The organism is Pseudomonas sp. L5B5 (genome assembly GCF_020520285.1).
Taxonomy (GTDB): Bacteria; Pseudomonadota; Gammaproteobacteria; order Pseudomonadales; family Pseudomonadaceae; genus Aquipseudomonas.
This window is the reverse complement of record NZ_CP084742.1, coordinates 4,146,120-4,166,159: the sequence shown is the minus strand read 5'-3', so window position 1 is coordinate 4,166,159 and position 20,040 is coordinate 4,146,120. Positions and strand designations below refer to the sequence as shown.

General features: G+C 63.8%; 19 protein-coding genes. 12 read left to right on the top strand and 7 right to left on the bottom strand.

Going from position 1 to position 20,040, the window contains the following annotated elements; translation table 11 throughout:
* Positions 1-42 precede the first annotated feature (42 nt).
* Positions 43-459, bottom strand: a complete 417-nt coding sequence (locus LGQ10_RS18900) for a hypothetical protein (RefSeq protein WP_058436205.1) — start codon at positions 457-459, stop codon at positions 43-45.
* Positions 460-518: 59 nt separating this feature from the next.
* Between LGQ10_RS18900 and LGQ10_RS18895 the strand changes: the two genes are divergently transcribed.
* Positions 519-1,598, top strand: coding sequence for an aminopeptidase (locus tag LGQ10_RS18895; protein ID WP_226522870.1), 1,080 nt, complete (start codon positions 519-521; stop codon positions 1,596-1,598).
* A 64-nt stretch (positions 1,599-1,662) separates the two neighbouring features.
* Here LGQ10_RS18895 and LGQ10_RS18890 read toward each other — a convergent pair whose 3' ends face one another.
* The 3 genes from LGQ10_RS18890 to LGQ10_RS18880 all read right to left on the bottom strand — a co-directional run bounded on the left by LGQ10_RS18890 (position 1,663) and on the right by LGQ10_RS18880 (position 3,494).
* Entirely contained in the window at positions 1,663-2,121 is a 459-nt protein-coding gene (locus LGQ10_RS18890; RefSeq protein WP_058438541.1) for an REP-associated tyrosine transposase, read from the bottom strand.
* Positions 2,122-2,269: 148 nt separating this feature from the next.
* A complete protein-coding gene (locus tag LGQ10_RS18885; RefSeq protein WP_058438539.1) occupies positions 2,270-2,920 on the bottom strand; it encodes an HAD family hydrolase in 651 nt (216 codons plus the stop codon).
* Between the two features lie 28 nt (positions 2,921-2,948).
* Entirely contained in the window at positions 2,949-3,494 is a 546-nt protein-coding gene (locus LGQ10_RS18880; RefSeq protein ID WP_226522869.1) for a gamma carbonic anhydrase family protein, read from the bottom strand.
* 102 nt (positions 3,495-3,596) lie between these two features.
* On the opposite strand from LGQ10_RS18880, the gene prlC reads away from it, so the two are divergent.
* Both prlC and LGQ10_RS18870 read left to right on the top strand, forming a co-directional pair.
* Positions 3,597-5,648: an oligopeptidase A gene (prlC, locus tag LGQ10_RS18875; RefSeq protein ID WP_226522868.1), complete on the top strand. Its 2,052-nt coding sequence runs from the start codon at positions 3,597-3,599 to the stop codon at positions 5,646-5,648.
* Complete coding sequence (locus LGQ10_RS18870; RefSeq protein ID WP_058434204.1) at positions 5,645-5,932, top strand: YheV family putative zinc ribbon protein; 288 nt, start codon at positions 5,645-5,647, stop codon at positions 5,930-5,932. The genes prlC and LGQ10_RS18870 overlap by 4 nt, the downstream gene beginning before the upstream one ends.
* Before the next feature lie 111 nt (positions 5,933-6,043).
* On the opposite strand, the gene LGQ10_RS18865 is transcribed toward LGQ10_RS18870, so the two are convergent.
* Entirely contained in the window at positions 6,044-6,685 is a 642-nt protein-coding gene (locus LGQ10_RS18865) for a dual specificity protein phosphatase family protein (protein WP_226522867.1), read from the bottom strand.
* A 294-nt stretch (positions 6,686-6,979) separates the two neighbouring features.
* On the opposite strand from LGQ10_RS18865, the gene LGQ10_RS18860 reads away from it, so the two are divergent.
* Genes LGQ10_RS18860 through LGQ10_RS18850 form a run of 3 tightly spaced genes read left to right on the top strand, consistent with a single transcriptional unit; the run spans position 6,980 to position 10,836 of the window.
* Positions 6,980-7,732 (top strand): gluconate 2-dehydrogenase subunit 3 family protein, encoded by a 753-nt coding sequence (locus LGQ10_RS18860; RefSeq protein WP_058434206.1) that lies wholly within the window; start codon positions 6,980-6,982, stop codon positions 7,730-7,732.
* 2 nt (positions 7,733-7,734) lie between these two features.
* Complete coding sequence (locus LGQ10_RS18855) at positions 7,735-9,519, top strand: GMC family oxidoreductase (protein WP_058434207.1); 1,785 nt, start codon at positions 7,735-7,737, stop codon at positions 9,517-9,519.
* Positions 9,520-9,531: 12 nt separating this feature from the next.
* Complete coding sequence (locus LGQ10_RS18850) at positions 9,532-10,836, top strand: c-type cytochrome (RefSeq protein ID WP_058434208.1); 1,305 nt, start codon at positions 9,532-9,534, stop codon at positions 10,834-10,836.
* A gap of 45 nt (positions 10,837-10,881) precedes the next feature.
* Here LGQ10_RS18850 and LGQ10_RS18845 read toward each other — a convergent pair whose 3' ends face one another.
* Entirely contained in the window at positions 10,882-11,238 is a 357-nt protein-coding gene (locus tag LGQ10_RS18845; RefSeq protein ID WP_226522866.1) for a hypothetical protein, read from the bottom strand.
* A 170-nt stretch (positions 11,239-11,408) separates the two neighbouring features.
* On the opposite strand from LGQ10_RS18845, the gene LGQ10_RS18840 reads away from it, so the two are divergent.
* The 4 genes from LGQ10_RS18840 to LGQ10_RS18825 all read left to right on the top strand — a co-directional run bounded on the left by LGQ10_RS18840 (position 11,409) and on the right by LGQ10_RS18825 (position 16,071).
* Positions 11,409-12,326, top strand: a complete 918-nt coding sequence (locus tag LGQ10_RS18840) for a ribosome-inactivating family protein (RefSeq protein WP_058434209.1) — start codon at positions 11,409-11,411, stop codon at positions 12,324-12,326.
* A 102-nt stretch (positions 12,327-12,428) separates the two neighbouring features.
* Positions 12,429-13,487, top strand: a complete 1,059-nt coding sequence (locus LGQ10_RS18835; protein WP_226522865.1) for a PA0069 family radical SAM protein — start codon at positions 12,429-12,431, stop codon at positions 13,485-13,487.
* 223 nt (positions 13,488-13,710) lie between these two features.
* Positions 13,711-14,448 (top strand): carbonic anhydrase, encoded by a 738-nt coding sequence (locus LGQ10_RS18830; protein WP_058435070.1) that lies wholly within the window; start codon positions 13,711-13,713, stop codon positions 14,446-14,448.
* A gap of 90 nt (positions 14,449-14,538) precedes the next feature.
* The gene (locus LGQ10_RS18825; protein WP_226522864.1) at positions 14,539-16,071 is read left to right on the top strand and encodes a SulP family inorganic anion transporter; all 1,533 of its coding nucleotides are present in this window, start codon (positions 14,539-14,541) and stop codon (positions 16,069-16,071) included.
* 73 nt (positions 16,072-16,144) lie between these two features.
* Here the strand turns inward: LGQ10_RS18825 and LGQ10_RS18820 are convergent, their stop codons facing one another.
* Complete coding sequence (locus tag LGQ10_RS18820) at positions 16,145-16,795, bottom strand: hypothetical protein (RefSeq protein ID WP_058435072.1); 651 nt, start codon at positions 16,793-16,795, stop codon at positions 16,145-16,147.
* A 422-nt stretch (positions 16,796-17,217) separates the two neighbouring features.
* On the opposite strand from LGQ10_RS18820, the gene coxB reads away from it, so the two are divergent.
* Both coxB and ctaD read left to right on the top strand, forming a co-directional pair.
* A complete protein-coding gene (coxB, locus tag LGQ10_RS18815; RefSeq protein ID WP_226522863.1) occupies positions 17,218-18,345 on the top strand; it encodes a cytochrome c oxidase subunit II in 1,128 nt (375 codons plus the stop codon).
* 82 nt (positions 18,346-18,427) lie between these two features.
* On the top strand, positions 18,428-20,023 hold the full coding sequence (gene ctaD, locus LGQ10_RS18810; RefSeq protein ID WP_058436432.1) for a cytochrome c oxidase subunit I: 1,596 nt from the start codon (positions 18,428-18,430) through the stop codon (positions 20,021-20,023).
* Positions 20,024-20,040: the final 17 nt, after the last annotated feature.

Below are 20,040 nucleotides of genomic sequence, written 5' to 3'. Positions count from 1 at the left end.
ACAAGGGGCCAGGTCAGCGAAGGGGCTCCAGCATAGCGCCGATCAACTGCGCTGGCAGCCTGCCGGTTGTGCCTTGCCCAGCAGGGTGTGTTGTTCGTCGTAGAGCCTGGCCCAGGGATGGAAACCGATGTTGCCGGCCCGTACCTGGTAGCGCTGGCCGGCGCTGAAACCGGCGAATTTCACGTTCAACTGGCAGTCGCGCCACAGCGGCTCCTCGACGTCGGCGCCGATGTTGCCCGGGGCCACGGCGAACTGGTAACGCAGGGTCAGCTCGTGAGTGCCGGGCGGCACCTGGAAGTAGCGCGGGTCCGCGGCGCCCTTGGCGTCCACTTCCACGGCTTGCAGGGTGGTCTCCCCCGCAGGGGCGAGGTCGATCCAGGCTTGCGCCGGGTCGGGATCGGGCAGGCTGGCGCAGCCGTTGAGGGCCAGCAGTCCGGTGGTCAGCAGCAACACGCGCATGGCGAAACTCCAGGCAGGCGAGATAGTCTTGCGGGCAGACTCTCTCTGGATGATTCGATTTGAATAGGCCGTGTCCAAGCCATGGGGTACTTGATCGCGTTTTGCGCTTTTTGTTTCCGTCCCTGATGCTTTTGCTGCTCAACGGTTGCTCCAGCGCCGGCTATTACAGCCAGCTGGCCGGCGGCCAGTTGCAGCTGCTACGGGCCCGCACGCCCGTGGCCCAAGTGCTGGCCGACCCTTCCCGCGACCCCACCCTGCGGGCCCATCTCGCCCAGTCGCAGCAGGCGCGGACCTTCGCCAGCACGCACCTGCACCTGCCGGACAACCGCAGCTATCGGCTGTATGTCGATATCGGCAGGCCCTACGTGGTGTGGAATGTGTTCGCGACTCCGGAGTTTTCCCTGGCTGCGCAAACCCACTGTTTCCCCATCGCCGGATGCGTGGCCTACCGCGGCTACTACAGCCAGGGAGCGGCCCGGGGCGAGGCGGCGCTGTTGCAGCAAAAGGGCCTGGACGTGAGCATCGGCGGGGTGGAGGCCTACTCGACCCTGGGCTGGTTCGACGACCCGATCATCAGTTCGATGCTGCACTGGGGCGACGAACGCCTGGCCACCCTGATCTTCCATGAGCTGGCCCACCAGCGCTTCTATGTGAAGGACGACACCGAGTTCAACGAGTCCTTCGCCACCTTCGTCGAGCAGGAAGGCACCCGCCAGTGGCGCAGCTATCGCGGGTTGCCGCCGGCTACCGAGGGTGAACTGGGTCAGCGCGACCAGTTCACCCAGCTGGTGCTCGACACCCGCAAGCGCCTGGAGCAGCTCTATGCCCTGCCCTTGCCCGCCGAACAGATGCGCCAGCGCAAGGCCCTGGAGTTCGAGCGGATGCGCCAGGACTATCGTCAGCTGCGGGACAGCCAGTGGGCCGGCTCCAACCGCTACGACGCCTGGATCAACGCCCCGCTGAACAACGCCCGATTGTTGCCTTTCGGCCTGTATGACCAGTGGGTGCCGGCCTTCGCTGCGTTGTTCAAGGCGGTGCACGGCGACTGGCCGGCGTTCTACGCGGCGGTGGAGCAGCTCGGTGGCCAGCCTGCCGAACAGCGCAAGGCGGCGCTGAAAGCCTTGATGGCTGGCGCCTAGCAGAACCCCAAGGAATACATTTGCTTTCGTAGGAGCGAGGCTTGCCCGCGATGAGGCCGAATCGTCAAACCCAGATCGCATCCCAAAGCGCGTAGTCGCCAACCCGCTTTACCAGCCCCGCGCGTAAGGGATTGGCCACGATGTACCGTGCAATGGCCTGTACATCCTCTTCCCGACGAATGCCCCGATCATGGTAACCACGTTGCCACACTGCCCCTTTGCGCCGCCGCTGACGATTCAACGCTACGGAAATGCGCGAGCGAGTTCTGCCCATCAGCACGGGTAGCGTGGTGCGGTCCAGCTCGATCAACCAGTGAAAATGATCGGGCATGACGACAAAGGCCAATGAACTAACGAGTTGCTCCTGTTCGGCCTGCTTGAAAGCCGCTACTGCCAGGCGGCCCGCTTGAAAATTGTCGAATAGCGGTTCTCTGTTCCGGGTGACAGAGGTGAGGACATAGATGTGGCCGGATCGGGAATAGCGTCCGATGCGCAGGCGATGGGCGTGGGGTTTGTCAGGCATGGTCGATCCTCCTTGATCATGTTTCCAGGCTAGATCGAAGGAGGCAGAGACGGGGTGTATCTGTGCTGCGGGATGTGTCCGCAAAGGCACTATCGCGGGCAAGCCTCGCTCCTACGGGGTAGGCGTGCTGGCCCGCGATGCGCTCGGCTCAGCGCTGCAGGAACGCCTGGTGCAGTTGCTCCAGGGTCTGGAAGTGATAGGCCGGTGCCTCGGCGCTCAGTTCCTCATGGCTGCCAAAGCCGTAACCCACTGCTGCCGCGTCCAGGCCGTTGCGCCGGGCGCCGATCAGGTCGTGCTTGCGGTCGCCGATCATCAGGGTACTGGCCGGGTCGAGCTGTTCCTGTTCCAGCAGATGGGCGATCAGCTCGACCTTGTCGGTGCGGGTGCCGTCCAGCTCGCTGCCGTAGATCACCTTGAAGTGCTTGGCGAAATCGAAGTGGCGAGCGATTTCCCGGGCGAACACCCAGGGCTTGGAGGTGGCGATGTACAGCTGCCGGCCCTGGCCGCCAAGGGTCTCGAGCAGCGGGGTGACGCCATCGAAGACGCGGTTTTCATACAGGCCGGTGACCTTGAAGCGCTCGCGATAGAAATTCACCGCCTCCCAGGCCCGGGCCTCGTCGAAGCCATAGAACTGCATGAAGGCCTGCAGCAACGGCGGGCCGATGAAGGGCTCCAGCTTGCTCAGATCCGGCTCGTCGATGCCCAGCTTGCCCAGGGCGAACTGGATCGAGCGGGTGATGCCTTCGCGGGGGTCGGTAAGGGTGCCGTCGAGGTCGAACAATACGCTTTGGTAATGCATGGGAATTCCTGGGCTGTGCAACGGTTGATCAGGGCTGGTCGTAGCCTTCGGCCAGATGCTGGTCCTTGAGCCTCACATAGTTGCCGGCGCTGTAGGTGAAGAACGCGCGCTCCTTGTCGGTCAGTGGCCGCACCTGCTTCACCGGGCTGCCGACATAGAGAAAGCCGCTGGCCAGGCGCTTGCCTGGTGGCACCAGGCTGCCGGCACCGACTATCACGTCGTCCTCTACCACCGCGCCGTCCATGACGATGCTGCCCATGCCGACCAATACCCGGCTGCCGATGCTGCAACCGTGGAGCATGACCTTGTGGGCGATGGTCACGTCATCGCCGATCAGCAGCGGGAATCCGTCGGGGTTGAACGGGCCGGCGTGGGTGATGTGCAGCACGCTGGCGTCCTGCACGCTGGTGCGCGCGCCAATGCGGATGCGGTGCATGTCGCCGCGGATCACGGTCAGGGGCCAGATCGAGCTGTCGGCGCCGATTTCGACGTCGCCGATGACCACCGCCGAGCGGTCGACAAAGGCCCGTTCGCCCAACTGCGGCGTGTGGTCCTGGTAGGTACGAATGGCCAAGTGCGGGTGCCTCTCAGAGATTTATTAATGGGGGCTATAGCTGCGGTTGCGGTCGATTGTAATTAAGATGGCTCAATGTTTCTTCCAGCCAAGGTGCCCACCGTGAGTGTGAACAACCCTCTTCTGCAGCCCTACGACCTGCCGCCGTTCTCGGCGATCCGTGCCGAACATGTACAGCCGGCCATCGAACAGATTCTGGCTGACAACCGCGCCGCCATCGCCGAAATCCTCAAGACCCAGGCCACTGCCCCGACCTGGGCCGGCCTGGTGCTGGCCATGGATGAGCTCAACGATCGCCTGGGCGCCGCCTGGAGCCCGGTCAGCCACCTCAATGCTGTGTGCAACAGCGCCGAACTGCGCGAGGCCTACGAGGCCTGCCTGCCGGCATTGAGCGCCTACTCCACTGAAATGGGCCAGAACCGCGAGCTGTTCCAGGCGTTCGACGCCCTGGCCAAGGGCCCGGAAGCGGCCGGTTTCGATGTGGCGCAAAAGACCATCCTCGAACATTCCCTGCGCGACTTCCGCCTGTCGGGCATCGACCTGCCGCCAGAGCAGCAGCAGCGCTATGCGCAAGTGCAGAGCAAGCTGTCCGAACTGGGCAGCCGTTTCTCCAACCAGCTGCTGGATGCCACCCAGGCCTGGACCAAGCACGTCACCGACGAAGCGGCCCTGGCCGGCCTGACCGACTCGGCCAAGGCGCAGATGGCCGCCGCCGCCCAGGCCAAGGACCTGGAAGGCTGGCTGATCACCCTGGAGTTCCCCAGCTACTACGCGGTGATGACCTACGCCCAGGACCGCGACCTACGTGAAGAAGTCTACGCCGCCTACTGCACCCGGGCGTCCGACCAGGGCCCCAACGCCGGCCAGCACGACAACGGTCCGGTGATGCAGGAAATCCTCGACTTGCGCCAGGAGTTGGCCAAGCTGCTGGGTTTTGCCAGCTTCGCCGAGCTGAGCCTGGCCACCAAGATGGCCGAGTCCAGCGACCAGGTGCTGGGTTTCCTGCGGGACCTGGCCTCGCGCAGCAAGCCGTTCGCCGCCCAGGACCTGGCGCAGCTCAAGGCCTATGCCGCCGAACAGGGCTGCCCTGACCTGCAAAGCTGGGACAGCGGCTTCTATGGCGAGAAGCTGCGCGAGCAGCGCTACAGCGTGTCCCAGGAAGCCCTGCGGGCCTACTTCCCCATCGACAAGGTGCTGTCCGGCCTGTTTGCCATCGTCCAGCGCCTGTACGGCATCGAGATCGCCGAGCAGAAGGGCTTCGACGCCTGGCACCCGGACGTGCGCCTGTTCGAGATCAAGGAGAACGGCCAGCACGTGGGCCGGTTCTTCTTCGACTTGTATGCCCGCGCCAACAAGCGCGGTGGCGCCTGGATGGACGGTGCCCGCGACCGTCGCCGCACCGCGGGTGGCGAGTTGCAGAGCCCGGTGGCCAACCTGGTGTGCAACTTCACCCCGGCCGCCCCCGGCAAGCCGGCGCTGCTGACCCACGATGAAGTCACCACCCTGTTCCACGAGTTCGGCCATGGCCTGCATCACCTGCTGACCCGTATCGAGCATGCCGGCGTGTCCGGGATCAATGGCGTGGCCTGGGATGCGGTGGAGTTGCCGAGCCAGTTCATGGAGAACTGGTGCTGGGAGCCGGAAGGCCTGGCGCTGATCTCCGGTCACTACGAAAGCGGCGAGCCGTTGCCCCAGGACCTGCTGCAGAAGATGCTGGCGGCGAAGAACTTCCAGTCCGGGCTGATGATGGTGCGCCAGCTGGAGTTCTCGCTGTTCGACTTCGAACTGCACGCCACCCATGGTGATGGCCGCAGCGTGCTGCAGGTGCTCGAAGGCGTGCGCGACGAGGTTTCGGTGATGCGTCCACCGGCCTACAACCGTTTCGCCAACAGCTTCGCCCACATCTTCGCCGGCGGTTATGCCGCGGGCTACTACAGCTACAAGTGGGCCGAAGTGCTGTCGGCCGACGCCTTCTCGCGCTTCGAGGAAGAAGGTGTGCTCAACGCCCAGACCGGCCGTGCCTTCCGCGAGGCGATCCTGGCCCGTGGCGGTTCCCAGGAGCCGATGGTGCTGTTCGTCGATTTCCGCGGACGGGCCCCGTCGATTGACGCACTCTTGCGCCACAGCGGCCTCAGCGAGGACGCGGCAGCATGAGTGAAGCCCCCGTGAAGACCAAGAAACGCTTCATCGCCGGTGCGGTCTGCCCGGCGTGCAGTGAGCAGGACAAGCTGATGATGTGGAGCGAGGACGACGTGCCCCACCGCGAGTGCGTGGCCTGCGGTTACGCCGACACCTTGAATGAACAAGGCCTGTCGGTGCCCAAGGAATTGAGCACGCGGGTGAATACCGCGGCCCTCAAGGCGGCGGACGTGAAGGTGCAGTCGGTGCAGTTCTTCCCCAACCCCAAGTTGAAGAAGAAAACCGACGAACCCGGGTAACCGGGAACTCCTGTAGGAGCGCAGCTTGCGCGCGATAGCGGTGTGTCGGACACATCGCGGCACCTTCATCGCGAGCAAGCTTGGCTCCTACAGGTCTATCCCGCCTCGCAATCAGTTCGCCGGCTTGCCGGCGCTCACCGTCTCGAACCAACTGCGTACCGAACAGGTGGCGAACACACTGGTGCTGCAATCGCCGTTGGCCAGTGCCGTGCGCAGCTTCTCCACATCGGCCTGCATCATGTAGCGAATGCCGTCCTTGAAGTGGGCGCTGTCGCCGAATCCGCCCTGGGTCATTTCACTCAAGGCTTCCTCTTTGCTCCAGCCCTGGACCACCACCCGGTACATCGCCGACATCAGGCCGGTGCGGTCCGAGCCATGCTTGCAGTGCATCAGCACCGGGCCCTGGGCTTCGGCGGTCTGGATCGCGCGCAACGCCTTGAGCACATCGGCGTCATCCACGTGATTGGTGCGGTAAGGCAACTGCACCTGCTGGATGCCCGGCACCGACAGCCAGTTGGCGTCCGACTCGGGCAGGAAGTTGATCACCGTCCCCACCTTGAGCTTCTCCAGCAACGGCACGGCGCCTTGGTCCGGCAGCGCGCTGCGATACAGGGTGGGTGACATCTGGTACAGGTTGTACTGCTTTTCCACCGGCTGGGCCCAATGCTCGGGGCGGTCGGCGGCCTGCGCCAGAGGGGCAAGCAGGGCCAGCAAGGCCAGGCAAAGAGCGGGAAGCAAGCGTGTTCTCGACATGGACGGTCACGGATGAGGGATCGATGGCCGGCAGTCTCGGCCTGTGCCGGTCAATGCCCCGTGAGGCCTGCGTCAAAGAATCGTGAAGCTGTTCTGATCCGGTCTTTTTTGCGTCGCCTGATCTTTTTTTTCAAGCTGAAACGATTTACCTGGATGCTTAGCCTGCTATCATTTGTAACTATTGTTTGCTGATGTGTTCATAAAACCGGGTTTTGCCCGGCTTTTTGCGTTGCCAAAACACAAAGTCGCGCCATGACGCGGCTGAAGTCCATCAATGCCTGATGAGGTGTACCCATGTCTGATCAAGATCGAGACAACCCGCGGCGTGAGTTTTTGCGTAAATCCCTGACCTTGATCCCGGTGGTCACCGTGGCCAGTACCGGGCTGGGCAGCAGCATGCTGGCAGCCGCGCCCGAGGCGGCCGCCCCGGCCAAGCCTGGCGTGCCGAACAAGCTGCCCAGCAGCGGTGCCGGTTATGAACCCACCTACTTCAGCGCCGAGGAATGGGCCTTCATCAAGGCGGCGGTGGAGCGCCTGATCCCGGCCGACGACATGGGCCCGGGCGCGCTGGAAGCCGGCGTGCCGGAATACATCGACCGGCAGATGAACACGCCCTACGCCGCAGGCGCCCTGTGGTACATGCAGGGTCCGTTCAAGGCCGATGCCGCGCCGGAGATGGGCTGGCAGAGCAAGCTGGTGCCCAAGGAGATCTATCGCCTGGGTATCGCCGCCACGGATGCCTGGTGCAAAGACCTCAAGGGCCAAGCTTTTGCTGCGCAAGACAGCGCTACCCGAGATGAATTGCTCAAGCAGCTGGAGGCTGGCGCCCCGCAGTTCGACACGGTCCCGGCCAAGCTGTTTTTCAATCTTTTGCTGCAGAACACCAAGGAGGGTTTCTTCAGCGACCCGATCCACGGTGGCAACAAGGGCCTGGTGGGCTGGACCCTGATCGGCTTTCCCGGCGCCCGCGCCGATTTCATGGATTGGGTGGAGCGCAACGAGCCGTACCCCTTCCCGGCAGTATCGATTCGCGGCGAGAGGGCTTGAGCATGGCGACAGTGATGAAGAAGGTCGATGCAGTGATCGTCGGGTTTGGCTGGACCGGCGCCATCATGGCCAAGGAACTGACCGAGGCCGGTCTCAACGTGCTGGCGCTGGAGCGCGGGCCGATGCAGGACACCTACCCGGACGGCAGTTATCCCCAGGTGATCGACGAGCTCACCTACAGCGTGCGCAAGAAGCTCTTCCAGGACATTTCCAAGGAGACGGTGACCATCCGTCACAGCGTCAACGACGTGGCCCTGCCCAACCGCCAACTGGGCGCGTTCCTGCCGGGCAATGGCGTGGGTGGTGCCGGCCTGCACTGGTCCGGCGTGCACTTTCGCGCCGACCCCATCGAATTGCGCATGCGCAGCCACTATGAAGAGCGCTACGGCAAGAATTTCATCCCCAAGGACATGACCATCCAGGACTTCGGCGTCACCTACGAAGAGCTGGAGCCGTTCTTCGACTATGCGGAAAAGGTCTTCGGCACCTCGGGCCAGGCCTGGACCGTGAAGGGCCAGCTGGTGGGCGAAGGCAAGGGTGGCAACCCCTACGCGCCGGATCGCTCGGATCACTTCCCGCTGGAGTCGCAGAAGAACACCCATTCGGCGCAGCTGTTCCAGAAAGCGGCCAATGAAGTGGGCTACAAACCCTACAACCTGCCGTCGGCCAACACCTCGGGGCCTTACACCAACCCCTACGGCGCGCAGATGGGCCCGTGCAATTTCTGCGGGTTCTGCAGTGGTTACGTCTGCTACATGTATTCCAAGGCTTCACCCAACGTGAATATCCTGCCGGCCCTCAAGCCGCTGGCGAATTTCGAGTTGCGGGCCAATTCCCATGTGCTCAAGGTCAACCTGGACAGCAGCAAGACCCTGGCTACTGGCGTCACCTACGTCGACGCCCAGGGCCGCGAGATCGAGCAACCGGCTGACCTGGTGATCCTCGGCGCCTTCCAGTTCCACAATGTGCGCCTGATGCTGCTCTCGGGCATCGGCAAGCCCTACGACCCGATCTCCGGCGAAGGCGTGGTGGGCAAGAACTTCGCCTACCAGAACATGGCCACCATCAAGGCCTACTTCGACAAGGACGTGCACACCAACAACTTCATCGGCGCCGGCGGCAACGGCGTGGCGGTGGACGACTTCAACGCCGACAACTTCGACCACGGCCCCCATGGTTTCGTCGGTGGCTCACCGTTCTGGGTCAACCAGGCCGGCAGCCGGCCCATCGCCGGCACCTCCAACCCGCCGGGCACCCCAGCCTGGGGCAGTGCCTGGAAAAAGGCCACGGCCGACTACTATACCCACCAGGTGTCGATGGACGCCCACGGCGCGCACCAGTCCTACCGGGGCAACTACCTGGACCTGGACCCGGTATACCGCGATGCCTACGGCCTGCCGCTGCTGCGAATGACCTTCGACTGGCAGGAAAACGACATCAAGATGAACCGCTTCATGGTGGAGAAGATGGGCAAGATCGCCCAGGCGATGAACCCCAAGGCCATTGCGCTGCTGGGCAAGAAGGTCGGTGAGCACTTCAACACGGCGTCCTACCAGACCACCCACCTGAACGGCGGCGCGATCATGGGCACCGACCCCAAGACCAGCGCCCTGAATCGCTACCTGCAGAGCTGGGACGTGCACAACGTGTTCGTGCCCGGGGCCTCGGCCTTTCCCCAGGGCCTGGGCTACAACCCCACCGGCCTGGTGGCGGCGCTGACCTACTGGTCGGCCCGGGCGATCCGCGAGCAGTACCTGAAGAACCCCGGCCCGCTGGTCCAGGCATAAGGAGCGATGACCATGAAAGCACTCGTTATCGCGACCCTGGCGCTGCTGGGCAGCGCCTCCCTCCAGGCCGCCGAGGTCGACCAGGCCCTGGTCAAGCAAGGCGAATACCTGGCCCGTGCCGGTGACTGCGTGGCCTGCCACACCGCCAAGGACGGCAAGCCGTTCGCTGGCGGCCTGCCGATGGAAACCCCGATCGGCGTGATCTACTCCACCAACATCACGCCGGACAAGACCGGTATCGGCGACTACAGCTTCGAGGACTTCGACCAGGCCGTGCGCCATGGCGTGGCCAAGAACGGCAGCACCCTGTACCCGGCCATGCCCTTCCCGTCCTACGCCCGGGTCAGCGACGCCGACATGCAGGCGCTGTATGCCTACTTCATGCACGGCGTGGCGCCGGTGGTGCGGGACAACCAGGACAGCGACATTCCCTGGCCCCTGAGCATGCGCTGGCCGCTGTCGATCTGGCGCTGGATGTTCGCGCCGAGCGTGGCGCCGGCCGCCGTCGCTGCCGACAGCGACCCGCTGATCAGCCGTGGTGCCTACCTGGTGGAGGGCCTGGGCCACTGTGGCGCCTGCCATACGCCACGGGCGCTGACCATGCAGGAGCAAGCCCTGAGCGCCAGCGAAGGCAGTGCCTTCCTGTCCGGCAGTGCGCCGCTGGAAGGCTGGATCGCCAAGAGCCTGCGCGGCGATCACAAGGACGGCCTGGGCAGCTGGAGCGAAGAGCAGCTGGTGCAGTTCCTCAAGACCGGCCGCAGTGATCGCAGCGCGGTGTTCGGCGGCATGAGCGACGTGGTGGTCCACAGCATGCAGTACATGACCGACCAGGACCTGACAGCCATCGCCCGCTACCTCAAGTCGCTGCCGGCCAATGACCCCAAGGACCAGCCGCACCAGTACGACAAGCAGGTGGCCGACGCCCTGTGGAAAGGCGACGACAGCAAGCCGGGAGCCTCGGTCTACATCGACAACTGCGCCGCCTGCCACCGCACCGATGGCCATGGCTACACCCGGGTGTTCCCGGCGCTGGCGGGCAACCCGGTGCTGCAATCGGAGGACGCTACCTCGCTGATCCACATCGTGCTCAAGGGCGGCACCCTGCCGGCCACCCACAGCGCGCCGTCGACCCTCACCATGCCGCCCTTCGCCTGGCGGCTGTCGGACCAGGAGGTGGCCGACGTGGTCAACTTCATCCGCAGCAGTTGGGGCAATCAAGGCGCATCGGTGAAGGCCGCGGATGTGGCCGGGCTGCGTGACGGGCGCCTGCAGAGCACCTCCAACGACGACCTGGGCAACGTGATTCCACGTCACTAGTGGCAGGACCGGCGTCCGCAACGGGCGCCGGTTAGATGCAGCCCTTCAACCCCGGGGGAAGGGCTGGATCCCCAGCTGGCTTTGTAGCTGGTAGCCGGCGATGCAGTCCGCCAACCCGGCGTTCATCAAGTCTTCCCAGCTCGCGGGCAGCAGGCCGATGTCGTCGTGGTGATGGCGCCAGCGGGCCTCGGCGAACTTCGGATCGGCTGCATCGAAGGGCTGCGAGCCGCTCACGGTGGCATGCCGGATGTCCCGGGTGCACAGATCGAATTCGCAGGCCAGGCCCCAGAGCTGGCCATCCGCGGCCCTGACGATGATCAGGTCGGCGCCTTGCTCGTAGCTCGGCAGGTAGGCGTGCGCCGCATAGAAGATCTTCTCCAGTGTGCCGGGTGTTCTGGGCATTGCCGTGCTCCTTTGTTTGCCGCTCGGGAAGCCTTTCCGGCTGCCGGGCTGCAGGGTGTCCTGTTTAGTGTGCTGCGGGGTCTGTTCCCCCTCGGCATGGCTGCGCCGCCGAGTCAGGCAGCCATGTCCTGGGCTGCTGTGATCTTACTGAACACGCCATGGAGGCGAACATGAATAGCTCTGAAGTTGAAACAGGAAACTCACTGTCCCGGGGCGCTGCGCTGCGCTCCAGAGGCAAAGGCACGTGGTGGCTGGCGGGCGCGCTGATATTCCTGGCCCAGGGGGCATTTGCCAGTGATGTGTGCAGCGTGCCGGATACCAAGGCGCCGCTGGACATCGCCTGTTCGATGCCGACCAAGGACAACGCGGACACTGCCAAAGGATACGAGAGCGCGTTGACGCTGATCCAGAAGCAACTGGCCAAGGCGCTGGACTGGAAGGGTGTGCTCAACCCGGTGACGGAAAGCCAGGTTGCCGCGAGTGGCAAGTTTGCCAGCCTGAGGTTCTTGGACGACAACCAGAAAGAGGTCGTCAGGTTCTATATCAATCTACGGGACCTGTATGTGGTCGGCTATAAGGTTGGCGCTACTTACTACGAGCTCAAGGACCAGACCGGCCCTGATCTCCAGCCGAAGGTGAAGTTGAGTTTTGGCGGGAGCTACCAGCAACTGGAAACCAAGGAGGTTGATCGGACCGACATCAACTATGGATGGGTGGTGCTTACCAGTTCACTCAACAAGCTCGCGCTGGATCCCAGCGGTGGCAGAGAGGGCAAGGGCGCGAGGAAGGCGTTGCTGGTCGTCATCCCCATGTTGATCGAAGGCTCCCGCTTCAAGTACTCCATCGGTCGCGATATCCAGCAGAACATTGTCAAGGAGGGAGAGGGGCGGCCAGTGCAGAGCTACAACATCGACTTGATGGAAAGCTGGCGCAAGTTGAGCGATCTGGCATTTTCCAGCTATGCCCCCAAGAAGGGCGAGAAAGTGACGCCCGTGACCATCGCGCCGAACACGTCCAAGGCCAAGACATTCAAGGACTACAAGGATGTCAGTGGCTCGCTGGGCATCTTGCTGACCCTGAAGAAGTGAAGCCGGGCCGGCGACAGGTCCCGCGAAACGTTCTGCTCGACGGCGCTAGGCGGATAGTCGTAGCTCCATTACTGTATGCGCATACAGTAATGGAGCGCCCCCATGTCCAGCCCCCTGCCGCCTCGCGGTCGCGGCACCGCGAGCAACCCGCACAACCGTTTCGCCCCCAGTCGTTCGGTGGCCGAGGATGATGGCTGGTACCAGGAAGTGCCAATGACCCAGGGCACCGAGGTGCGTTTCGAGACCGCCAAGTCGATCATCACCCGCAACACCTCGCCGGACCTGCCCTTCGATCGTTCGATCAATCCCTACCGGGGTTGCGAGCACGGCTGCATCTACTGTTATGCGCGACCCAGCCACGCCTACTGGGACATGTCCCCGGGGCTGGACTTCGAAACCCGGCTGATCGCCAAGAGCAATGCCGCCACCTTGCTGGAGCAGCAGCTGTCCAAACCCGGCTACCAGTGCGCGCCGATCAACCTGGGGTCCAATACCGATCCCTACCAGCCCATCGAGCGTGAACAGCTGCTGACCCGGCGTACCCTGGAGGTGCTGCTGCGCTACCGGCACCCGGTGACCATCGTCACCAAGGGCTCGCTGATCCTGCGCGACCTTGACCTGCTGGCCGAGCTGGCCCGGCAGCGGCTGGTGGCGGTGATGATCAGCCTGACCACCCTGGACGACGAATTGAAGCGCATCCTCGAACCCCGGGCGGCTGCGCCCAAGGCGCGCCTGCGGGCAATCCGGGTATTGCGTGGAGCGGGCGTGCCGGTGGGGGTGTTGTGTTCGCCGATGATCCCGATGATCAACGACAGCGAACTGGAGGCTCTGCTGGGCGAGGCCCAGGCGGCTGGCGCGCAAAGTGCGGCCTACATGATGCTGCGCCTGCCGCTGGAGGTGGCTCCGCTGTTCGAGGAGTGGCTAGCGGCCCACTATCCACAACGCGCCGCCCATGTGCTGAGCCTGATCCGCCAGAGCCGTGGCGGCGAACTCTACGACAGCCGCTTCGGCAGTCGCATGCGGGGCGAGGGGCCGTTCGCCGACCTGCTGGCCCAGCGTTTTGCCAAGGCGCTCAAGCGCCTGGGGCTCGACCGTCGCGCTGATTCCGACCTCGACTGTACGGCGTTCTGCCCGCCGGGCAGGCAGATGGCGTTGCTGTGAGCGGGTGGGGTCGATGATCAGCCGGGCGCCGGTCATCGTTCTGTCACCTGCATAGCACCTGCATAGTGGCGTTCTAGAGCGCTGCATTCAGCTTGAATTAAGATTTCACGGCTACCTTGCTCATCAAGTGACTGGGATGTCACTTCCGGCGATTCGGTTGTTTTTTAACCCATTGCTGGCGTCGTGCCGGAAAATTCATCAAATCCGACAGAGAGAATCAATCATGAGTGACAAGGATAAACAGCCGCTGGCTGCGTCGGCCCCAGCTCCCACCAACGGTTCTGCAGAAACCGCCGATGTAGCCTTGCAACATATCGTTGACGGCTTCTTGCATTTTCATCATGAAGTCTTCCCACAGCAGCAAGCGCTGTTCAAGAAACTTGCCACGGCCCAGCGCCCCCGGGCGATGTTCATTGCCTGCGCCGACTCGCGCATCGTCCCCGAACTCATTACCCAGAGCTCACCCGGCGACTTGTTCGTGACCCGCAACGTGGGCAACGTGGTACCGCCCTACGGTCAGATGAACGGTGGCGTGTCCACGGCGATCGAGTACGCGGTAATGGCCCTTGGGGTGCACCACATCATCGTGTGCGGGCATTCGGACTGCGGCGCCATGCGCGCCGTGCTCAACCCGCAGAGCCTGGAGAAGATGCCCACGGTCAAGGCCTGGCTGCGTCACGCCGAAGTGGCTCGGACCATGGTCCAGGACAACTGCACCTGCGCCGACGAACCTTCGAGCATGCATGTCCTGACCGAAGAGAACGTCATCGCCCAGCTGCAGCACTTGCGTACCCACCCCTCCGTTGCCTCGCGCATGGCCAACGGCCAGCTGTTCATCCACGGCTGGGTCTATGACATCGAGACCAGCTCGATCAAGGCCTATGACGCGGACCAGGGCTGTTTCCTGCCGTTGGACGGCACCCATCCGATTCCCGTGGCGACGCCCAAAGCGCGCTTCTGAATCTGCCTGAATCCCATGTGAGGTCTTGGCCTGGGCTGCACTCACGCGGCCAGGCTTTGCCACGCCTGAAAAAATGTCGGGAGAACTGTCATGCGTGCAGCACAGTTGAAAAATGGCCTGCCACGGGAGCTGCTGGCTTCGGTGGTGGTGTTTCTGGTGGCCCTGCCCTTGTGCATGGGCATCGCCATCGCTTCGGGCCTGCCGCCGGCCAAGGGCCTGATCACCGGGATCATCGGTGGCCTGGTGGTGGGATGGCTGGCGGGATCGCCGCTGCAGGTCAGCGGCCCGGCCGCGGGTTTGGCGGTGCTGGTCTTCGAACTGGTGCGCCTGCACGGGGTGGCCGTGCTTGGGCCGGTCCTGCTGTTGGCCGGGTTACTGCAGTGGCTGGCCGGGCGCTTGCGCCTGGGCTGCTGGTTCCGGGTCACCGCGCCTGCGGTGGTGTACGGCATGCTGGCGGGTATTGGCGTGCTGATCGTGCTGTCCCAGGTCCATGTACTGCTCGATGCCGCGCCCCAGGCCTCGGGGCTGGACAACCTCGTCGGCTTCCCCCAGGCGCTGTCCCAGGCCCTGGGCGGCCTGGGCTGGCAGGCCGGCCTGCTGGGCCTGGCGACCATCGCGGTGATGTGGGGCTGGGACAAGTGGCGGCCCCAGGCGCTGCGCTTCGTGCCCGGGGCGCTGCTCGGGGTGGGGCTGGCGACCCTCGCCAGCCTGCTGTTGGCGCTGCCGGTGAAGCGGGTTGAGGTACCGGCCAGCATGGCCGAGGCCATCGACTGGCTGCGCCCTGGCGACCTGCTCCACCTGGCTGACCCGGCCCTGCTGGTGGCGGCCCTGGCGCTGGCCTTCATCGCCAGTGCCGAAACCCTGCTCTCGGCTGCTGCTGTGGATCGCATGCACAACGGCCAGCGCTCGGACTTCGACCGCGAGCTGTCGGCCCAGGGCACCGGCAACATGCTCTGCGGCCTGCTGGGCGCCTTGCCGATGACCGGTGTGATCGTGCGCAGTTCGGCCAACGTCCAGGCCGGTGCTCGCACCCGCTACTCGACCATCTTCCACGGCCTGTGGCTGTTGGGTTTCGTGCTGCTGCTGTCCAGCGTCTTGCAGCGTATCCCGGTGGCGAGCCTGGCCGGTGTGCTGGTCTACACCGGGTTCAAGCTGGTGGATCTCAAGGCTTTTCGTGGCCTGGGCCGGTACGGGCGGATGCCGATGTTCACCTATGCGGTGACGGCCCTGGCGATCGTCTTCAGCGACCTGTTGACCGGGGTGCTGCTGGGGTTCGCCCTGACCTTGCTCAAGTTGGCGCTCCAGGCTTCGCGCTTGAAGATCAGCCTGGTGGATTTACCGGGCGTTGGGCAGATGGAACTGCGCCTGATGGGGGCGGCGACCTTTCTCAAGGTGCCGGCGCTGACCCGGGTGCTAGCCACGGTGCCGCCGGCGACCACCTTGCATGTACCGCTCAACCACTTGGGTTACATCGACCATGCGTGCCTGGAGTTGCTGGAGGAATGGGAGCGGGCCAATGCCGCCAAGGGGTCGAGCCTGGTGATCGAAGCCCATGGCTTGAAGCGGCGCCTGGAGGGACGCTTGAGCAGTGCGAGCGGGATCGGATTGGCCGCGCGAGGGTGATGCGCGAGCCTTGGGCGTAGTGCCAGGCCCTTCGCCACAAGGCCCGATGCGGGCCTTGCTGGCGAGGAATGGGTCAGGCGGCGGGCTGGTCGAGTTCCAGTTCCACGCCCAGCTGGCGCGACAGGCACGGCCAGCGTTTCCAGGCGGCCTCGGTATCGGGGCTGCCGAGGGTGTCGCGGTAGGTTTCCACCGATTCCAGGGCGAAGCTGTCCTCGTCGAGCATGGCGTCGACGGCGTGGTGCACGGCTTCGTCCAGTTGGTTGGCAAAGGACTCGCCGATCAGCTGATGGGCGATGAGATTGGCGACCGTCATGTCCAGTGGGATCAGTGGACGGCCGAAGTGCTTGATGTACAGGTCGTTGACTTCCTCTACCAGGCGCATGGCCAGGTAGGCTTCGTCCAGCAGGCTGTCGAGGCCCACGTGGCCGTCCATGATGGCCGGTGGCTGGAGGAAGAATTGCTCGGCGATCTTGAGTACCGGCTTGATCTGCGACTCGATGCCCGCTTCACGGGCAACGGCGTTGGCGGCGTCCAGAAGGTCTGGCACCTGATCGATGTATGCGCTGACAAAACGGGTCATGACGCCTTGTGCGTCGACTTCGGGCAGCAGGATGGCGGGGTGCAGGTGAGGCAGCTGCGCTTCCAGTTGGCGGGCCAGGAGGCCCGTACCGGCTTCGTGCTGTTGAGCCAATAGGATCTGCTCGCGCAATGCGGCGGTGTTCATGAAAGCTCCAGGGACAAGGGCGGTCGATAGGGACACCGAGGGTGGATGACGGCCTGCCGCCCAGTGACAGCCGCCCCTCGGGGGAGAACATAAGTTAGCCTGCTTGCGAAAGTGTTTAAGACATATTTGTCATATTCACTCATTACTTAGTCAGCTGCGTTATATCGTCGCACCCCCTCTTCTTCACCAATCCCTTGATTCCCGTGGCCTGCAAACCTTCCATGGGGTGTTTCAGCAGGTTTACGCCCATGCGTTGCGAGGTGGGAGTCGCTGGCTATACTCGCCAAGGTATGAAGTTAGTTGATGATGCCCGACTGCAATTGCAGCGAGGCTCGGCGGTCTGAGTTCGTAGTCTAGGCAGTCGCTCCCTTGCCGCAGGTGTATAGCCGGCGGGATAACAAGAACGATAAGGGGAACCCGCAATGAAGCGACATCCACATGTCTGGATGGGCCTCCTGTTGTGGACGATATTCAGCCAGGCGCAGGCCGCCTGGACGGTGAATATGGCGCCTGGGGCTACCGAGATAAGCCACGCGGTATTCGACCTGCACATGACCATCTTCTGGATCTGTGTGGTGATCGGCGTCATCGTCTTCGGCGCGATGTTCTGGTCGATGATCGTTCACCGCCGTTCCACTGGCCAGGTCCCGGCCAAGTTCCACGAAAGCACCACGGTGGAAATCCTCTGGACCATCATTCCCTTCCTGATCCTGGTGGCCATGGCCGTGCCGGCCACCGCGACGCTGATCAAGATGTACGACACCAGCGAGCCGGATGTGGACGTGCAGATCACCGGCTACCAGTGGAAGTGGCACTACAAGTACCTGGGCCAGGATGTGGAGTTCTTCAGCAACCTGGCCACTCCGGCCGAGCAGATCCACAACCAGAGCGCCAAGGGCGAGCACTACTTGCTGGAAGTCGACCAGCCCCTGGTGCTGCCGGTGGGGGCCAAGGTGCGCTTTCTGGTGACCGCCGCCGACGTCATCCACTCCTGGTGGGTGCCGGCCTTTGCGGTCAAGCGCGATGCCATCCCGGGGTTCGTCAACGAAGCCTGGACCCGGGTCGACAAGCCCGGCATCTACCGTGGCCAATGCGCCGAACTGTGCGGCAAGGACCATGGCTTCATGCCGATCGTGGTGGAGGTCAAGAACCAGGCCGACTACGACACCTGGATGGGCGAGCGCAAGGCCGAGGCCGCCAAGCTCAAGGAACTCACCAGCAAGGAGTGGACCCTCGACGAACTGGTGGCCCGTGGCGACAAGATCTACCACACCACCTGCGTGGCCTGTCACCAGGCCGAAGGCCAGGGCCTGCCGCCGATGTTCCCGGCCCTCAAGGGCTCGAAGATCGCCACCGGGCCCAAGGACGCTCACCTGAGCATCGTCTTCCACGGCAAGCCGGGCACCGCCATGGCGGCCTTCGGCAAGCAGCTGTCGGAAGTCGATATCGCCGCTGTGGTGACCTACGAGCGCAACGCCTGGGGCAACAACAAGGGCGACATGGTGACGCCCAAGGATGTCCTGGCGCTGAAACAGGCGGAAAGCAAATGAGCCGGCTATTGGGGTATCTGCGCAACCGGTCGCGGCGTGCCGCCGCCGATCGTCCAGTCCATTCGCGTGCAGGAGACAGGACATGAGTGCTGTGATCGATGACCACGGCCATGCCGGCCATGATGACCATGCCCATGGTCCCGCCAAGGGCCTGATGCGCTGGGTGCTGACCACCAACCACAAGGACATCGGCACCTTGTACCTGTGGTTCAGCTTCACCATGTTCCTGGTGGGCGGCACCTTCGCCATGGTGATTCGCGCCGAGCTGTTCCAGCCCGGACTGCAGATCGTCGAGCCGGCATTCTTCAACCAGATGACCACCATGCACGGCCTGGTGATGGTCTTCGGTGCCGTGATGCCGGCCTTCGTCGGCCTGGCCAACTGGATGATCCCGCTGATGATCGGCGCGCCGGACATGGCCCTGCCGCGGATGAACAACTTCAGCTTCTGGCTGTTGCCGGCGGCCTTCCTGCTGCTGCTCTCGACCCTGTTCATGGCCGGAGGCGGGCCGAACTTCGGCTGGACCTTCTATGCGCCGCTGTCGACCACCTATGCGCCGGAAAGCGTGACCTTCTTCATCTTCGCCATCCACCTGATGGGCATCAGTTCGATCATGGGGGCAATCAACGTGATCGCCACCATCCTCAACCTGCGGGCCCCGGGCATGACCCTGATGAAGATGCCGCTGTTCGTCTGGACCTGGCTGATCACCGCGTTCCTGCTGATCGCGGTGATGCCGGTGCTGGCCGGCGTGGTGACCATGATGCTGATGGACATCCACTTCGGCACCAGCTTCTTCAGCGCCGCCGGTGGTGGTGACCCGGTCCTTTTCCAGCACGTGTTCTGGTTCTTCGGCCACCCCGAGGTGTACATCATGATCCTGCCGGCCTTCGGCGCCGTCAGCGCGATCATTCCCACCTTCAGCCGCAAGCCGCTGTTCGGCTACACCTCGATGGTCTACGCCACGGGGGCGATCGCCTTTCTGTCGTTCATCGTCTGGGCGCACCACATGTTCGTGGTGGGCATCCCGCTGGTGGGCGAACTGTTCTTCATGTACGCCACCTTGCTGATCGCCGTGCCCACCGGGGTCAAGGTGTTCAACTGGGTGAGCACCATGTGGCAGGGCGCGTTGACGTTCGAGACGCCGATGCTGTTCGCCGTGGCCTTCGTCATCCTGTTCAGCATCGGCGGCTTCTCCGGGCTGATGCTGGCCATCGCCCCGGCGGACTTCCAGTACCAGGACACCTACTTCGTGGTGGCGCACTTCCACTACGTACTGGTGCCGGGGGCCATCTTCGGCATCTTCGCCTCGGCCTACTACTGGCTGCCCAAGTGGACCGGGCACATGTACGACGAGACCCTGGGCAAGCTGCATTTCTGGCTGTCCTTCATCGGCATGAACATGGCGTTCTTTCCCATGCACTTCGTCGGCCTGGCGGGCATGCCCCGGCGAATTCCGGACTACAACCTGCAGTTCGCCGACTTCAACATGGTGTCCTCCATCGGGGCGTTCACCTTCGGGGCCACGCAGGTGTTCTTCCTGTTCATCGTCATCAAGTGCATTCGCGGCGGCAAGCCGGCCCCGGCCAAGCCCTGGGAAGGTGCCGAGGGGCTGGAGTGGAGCATTCCATCGCCAGCGCCCTATCACACCTTCGTTACGCCGCCGGAAGTGAAATGAACAGCCTGGCGCGATAC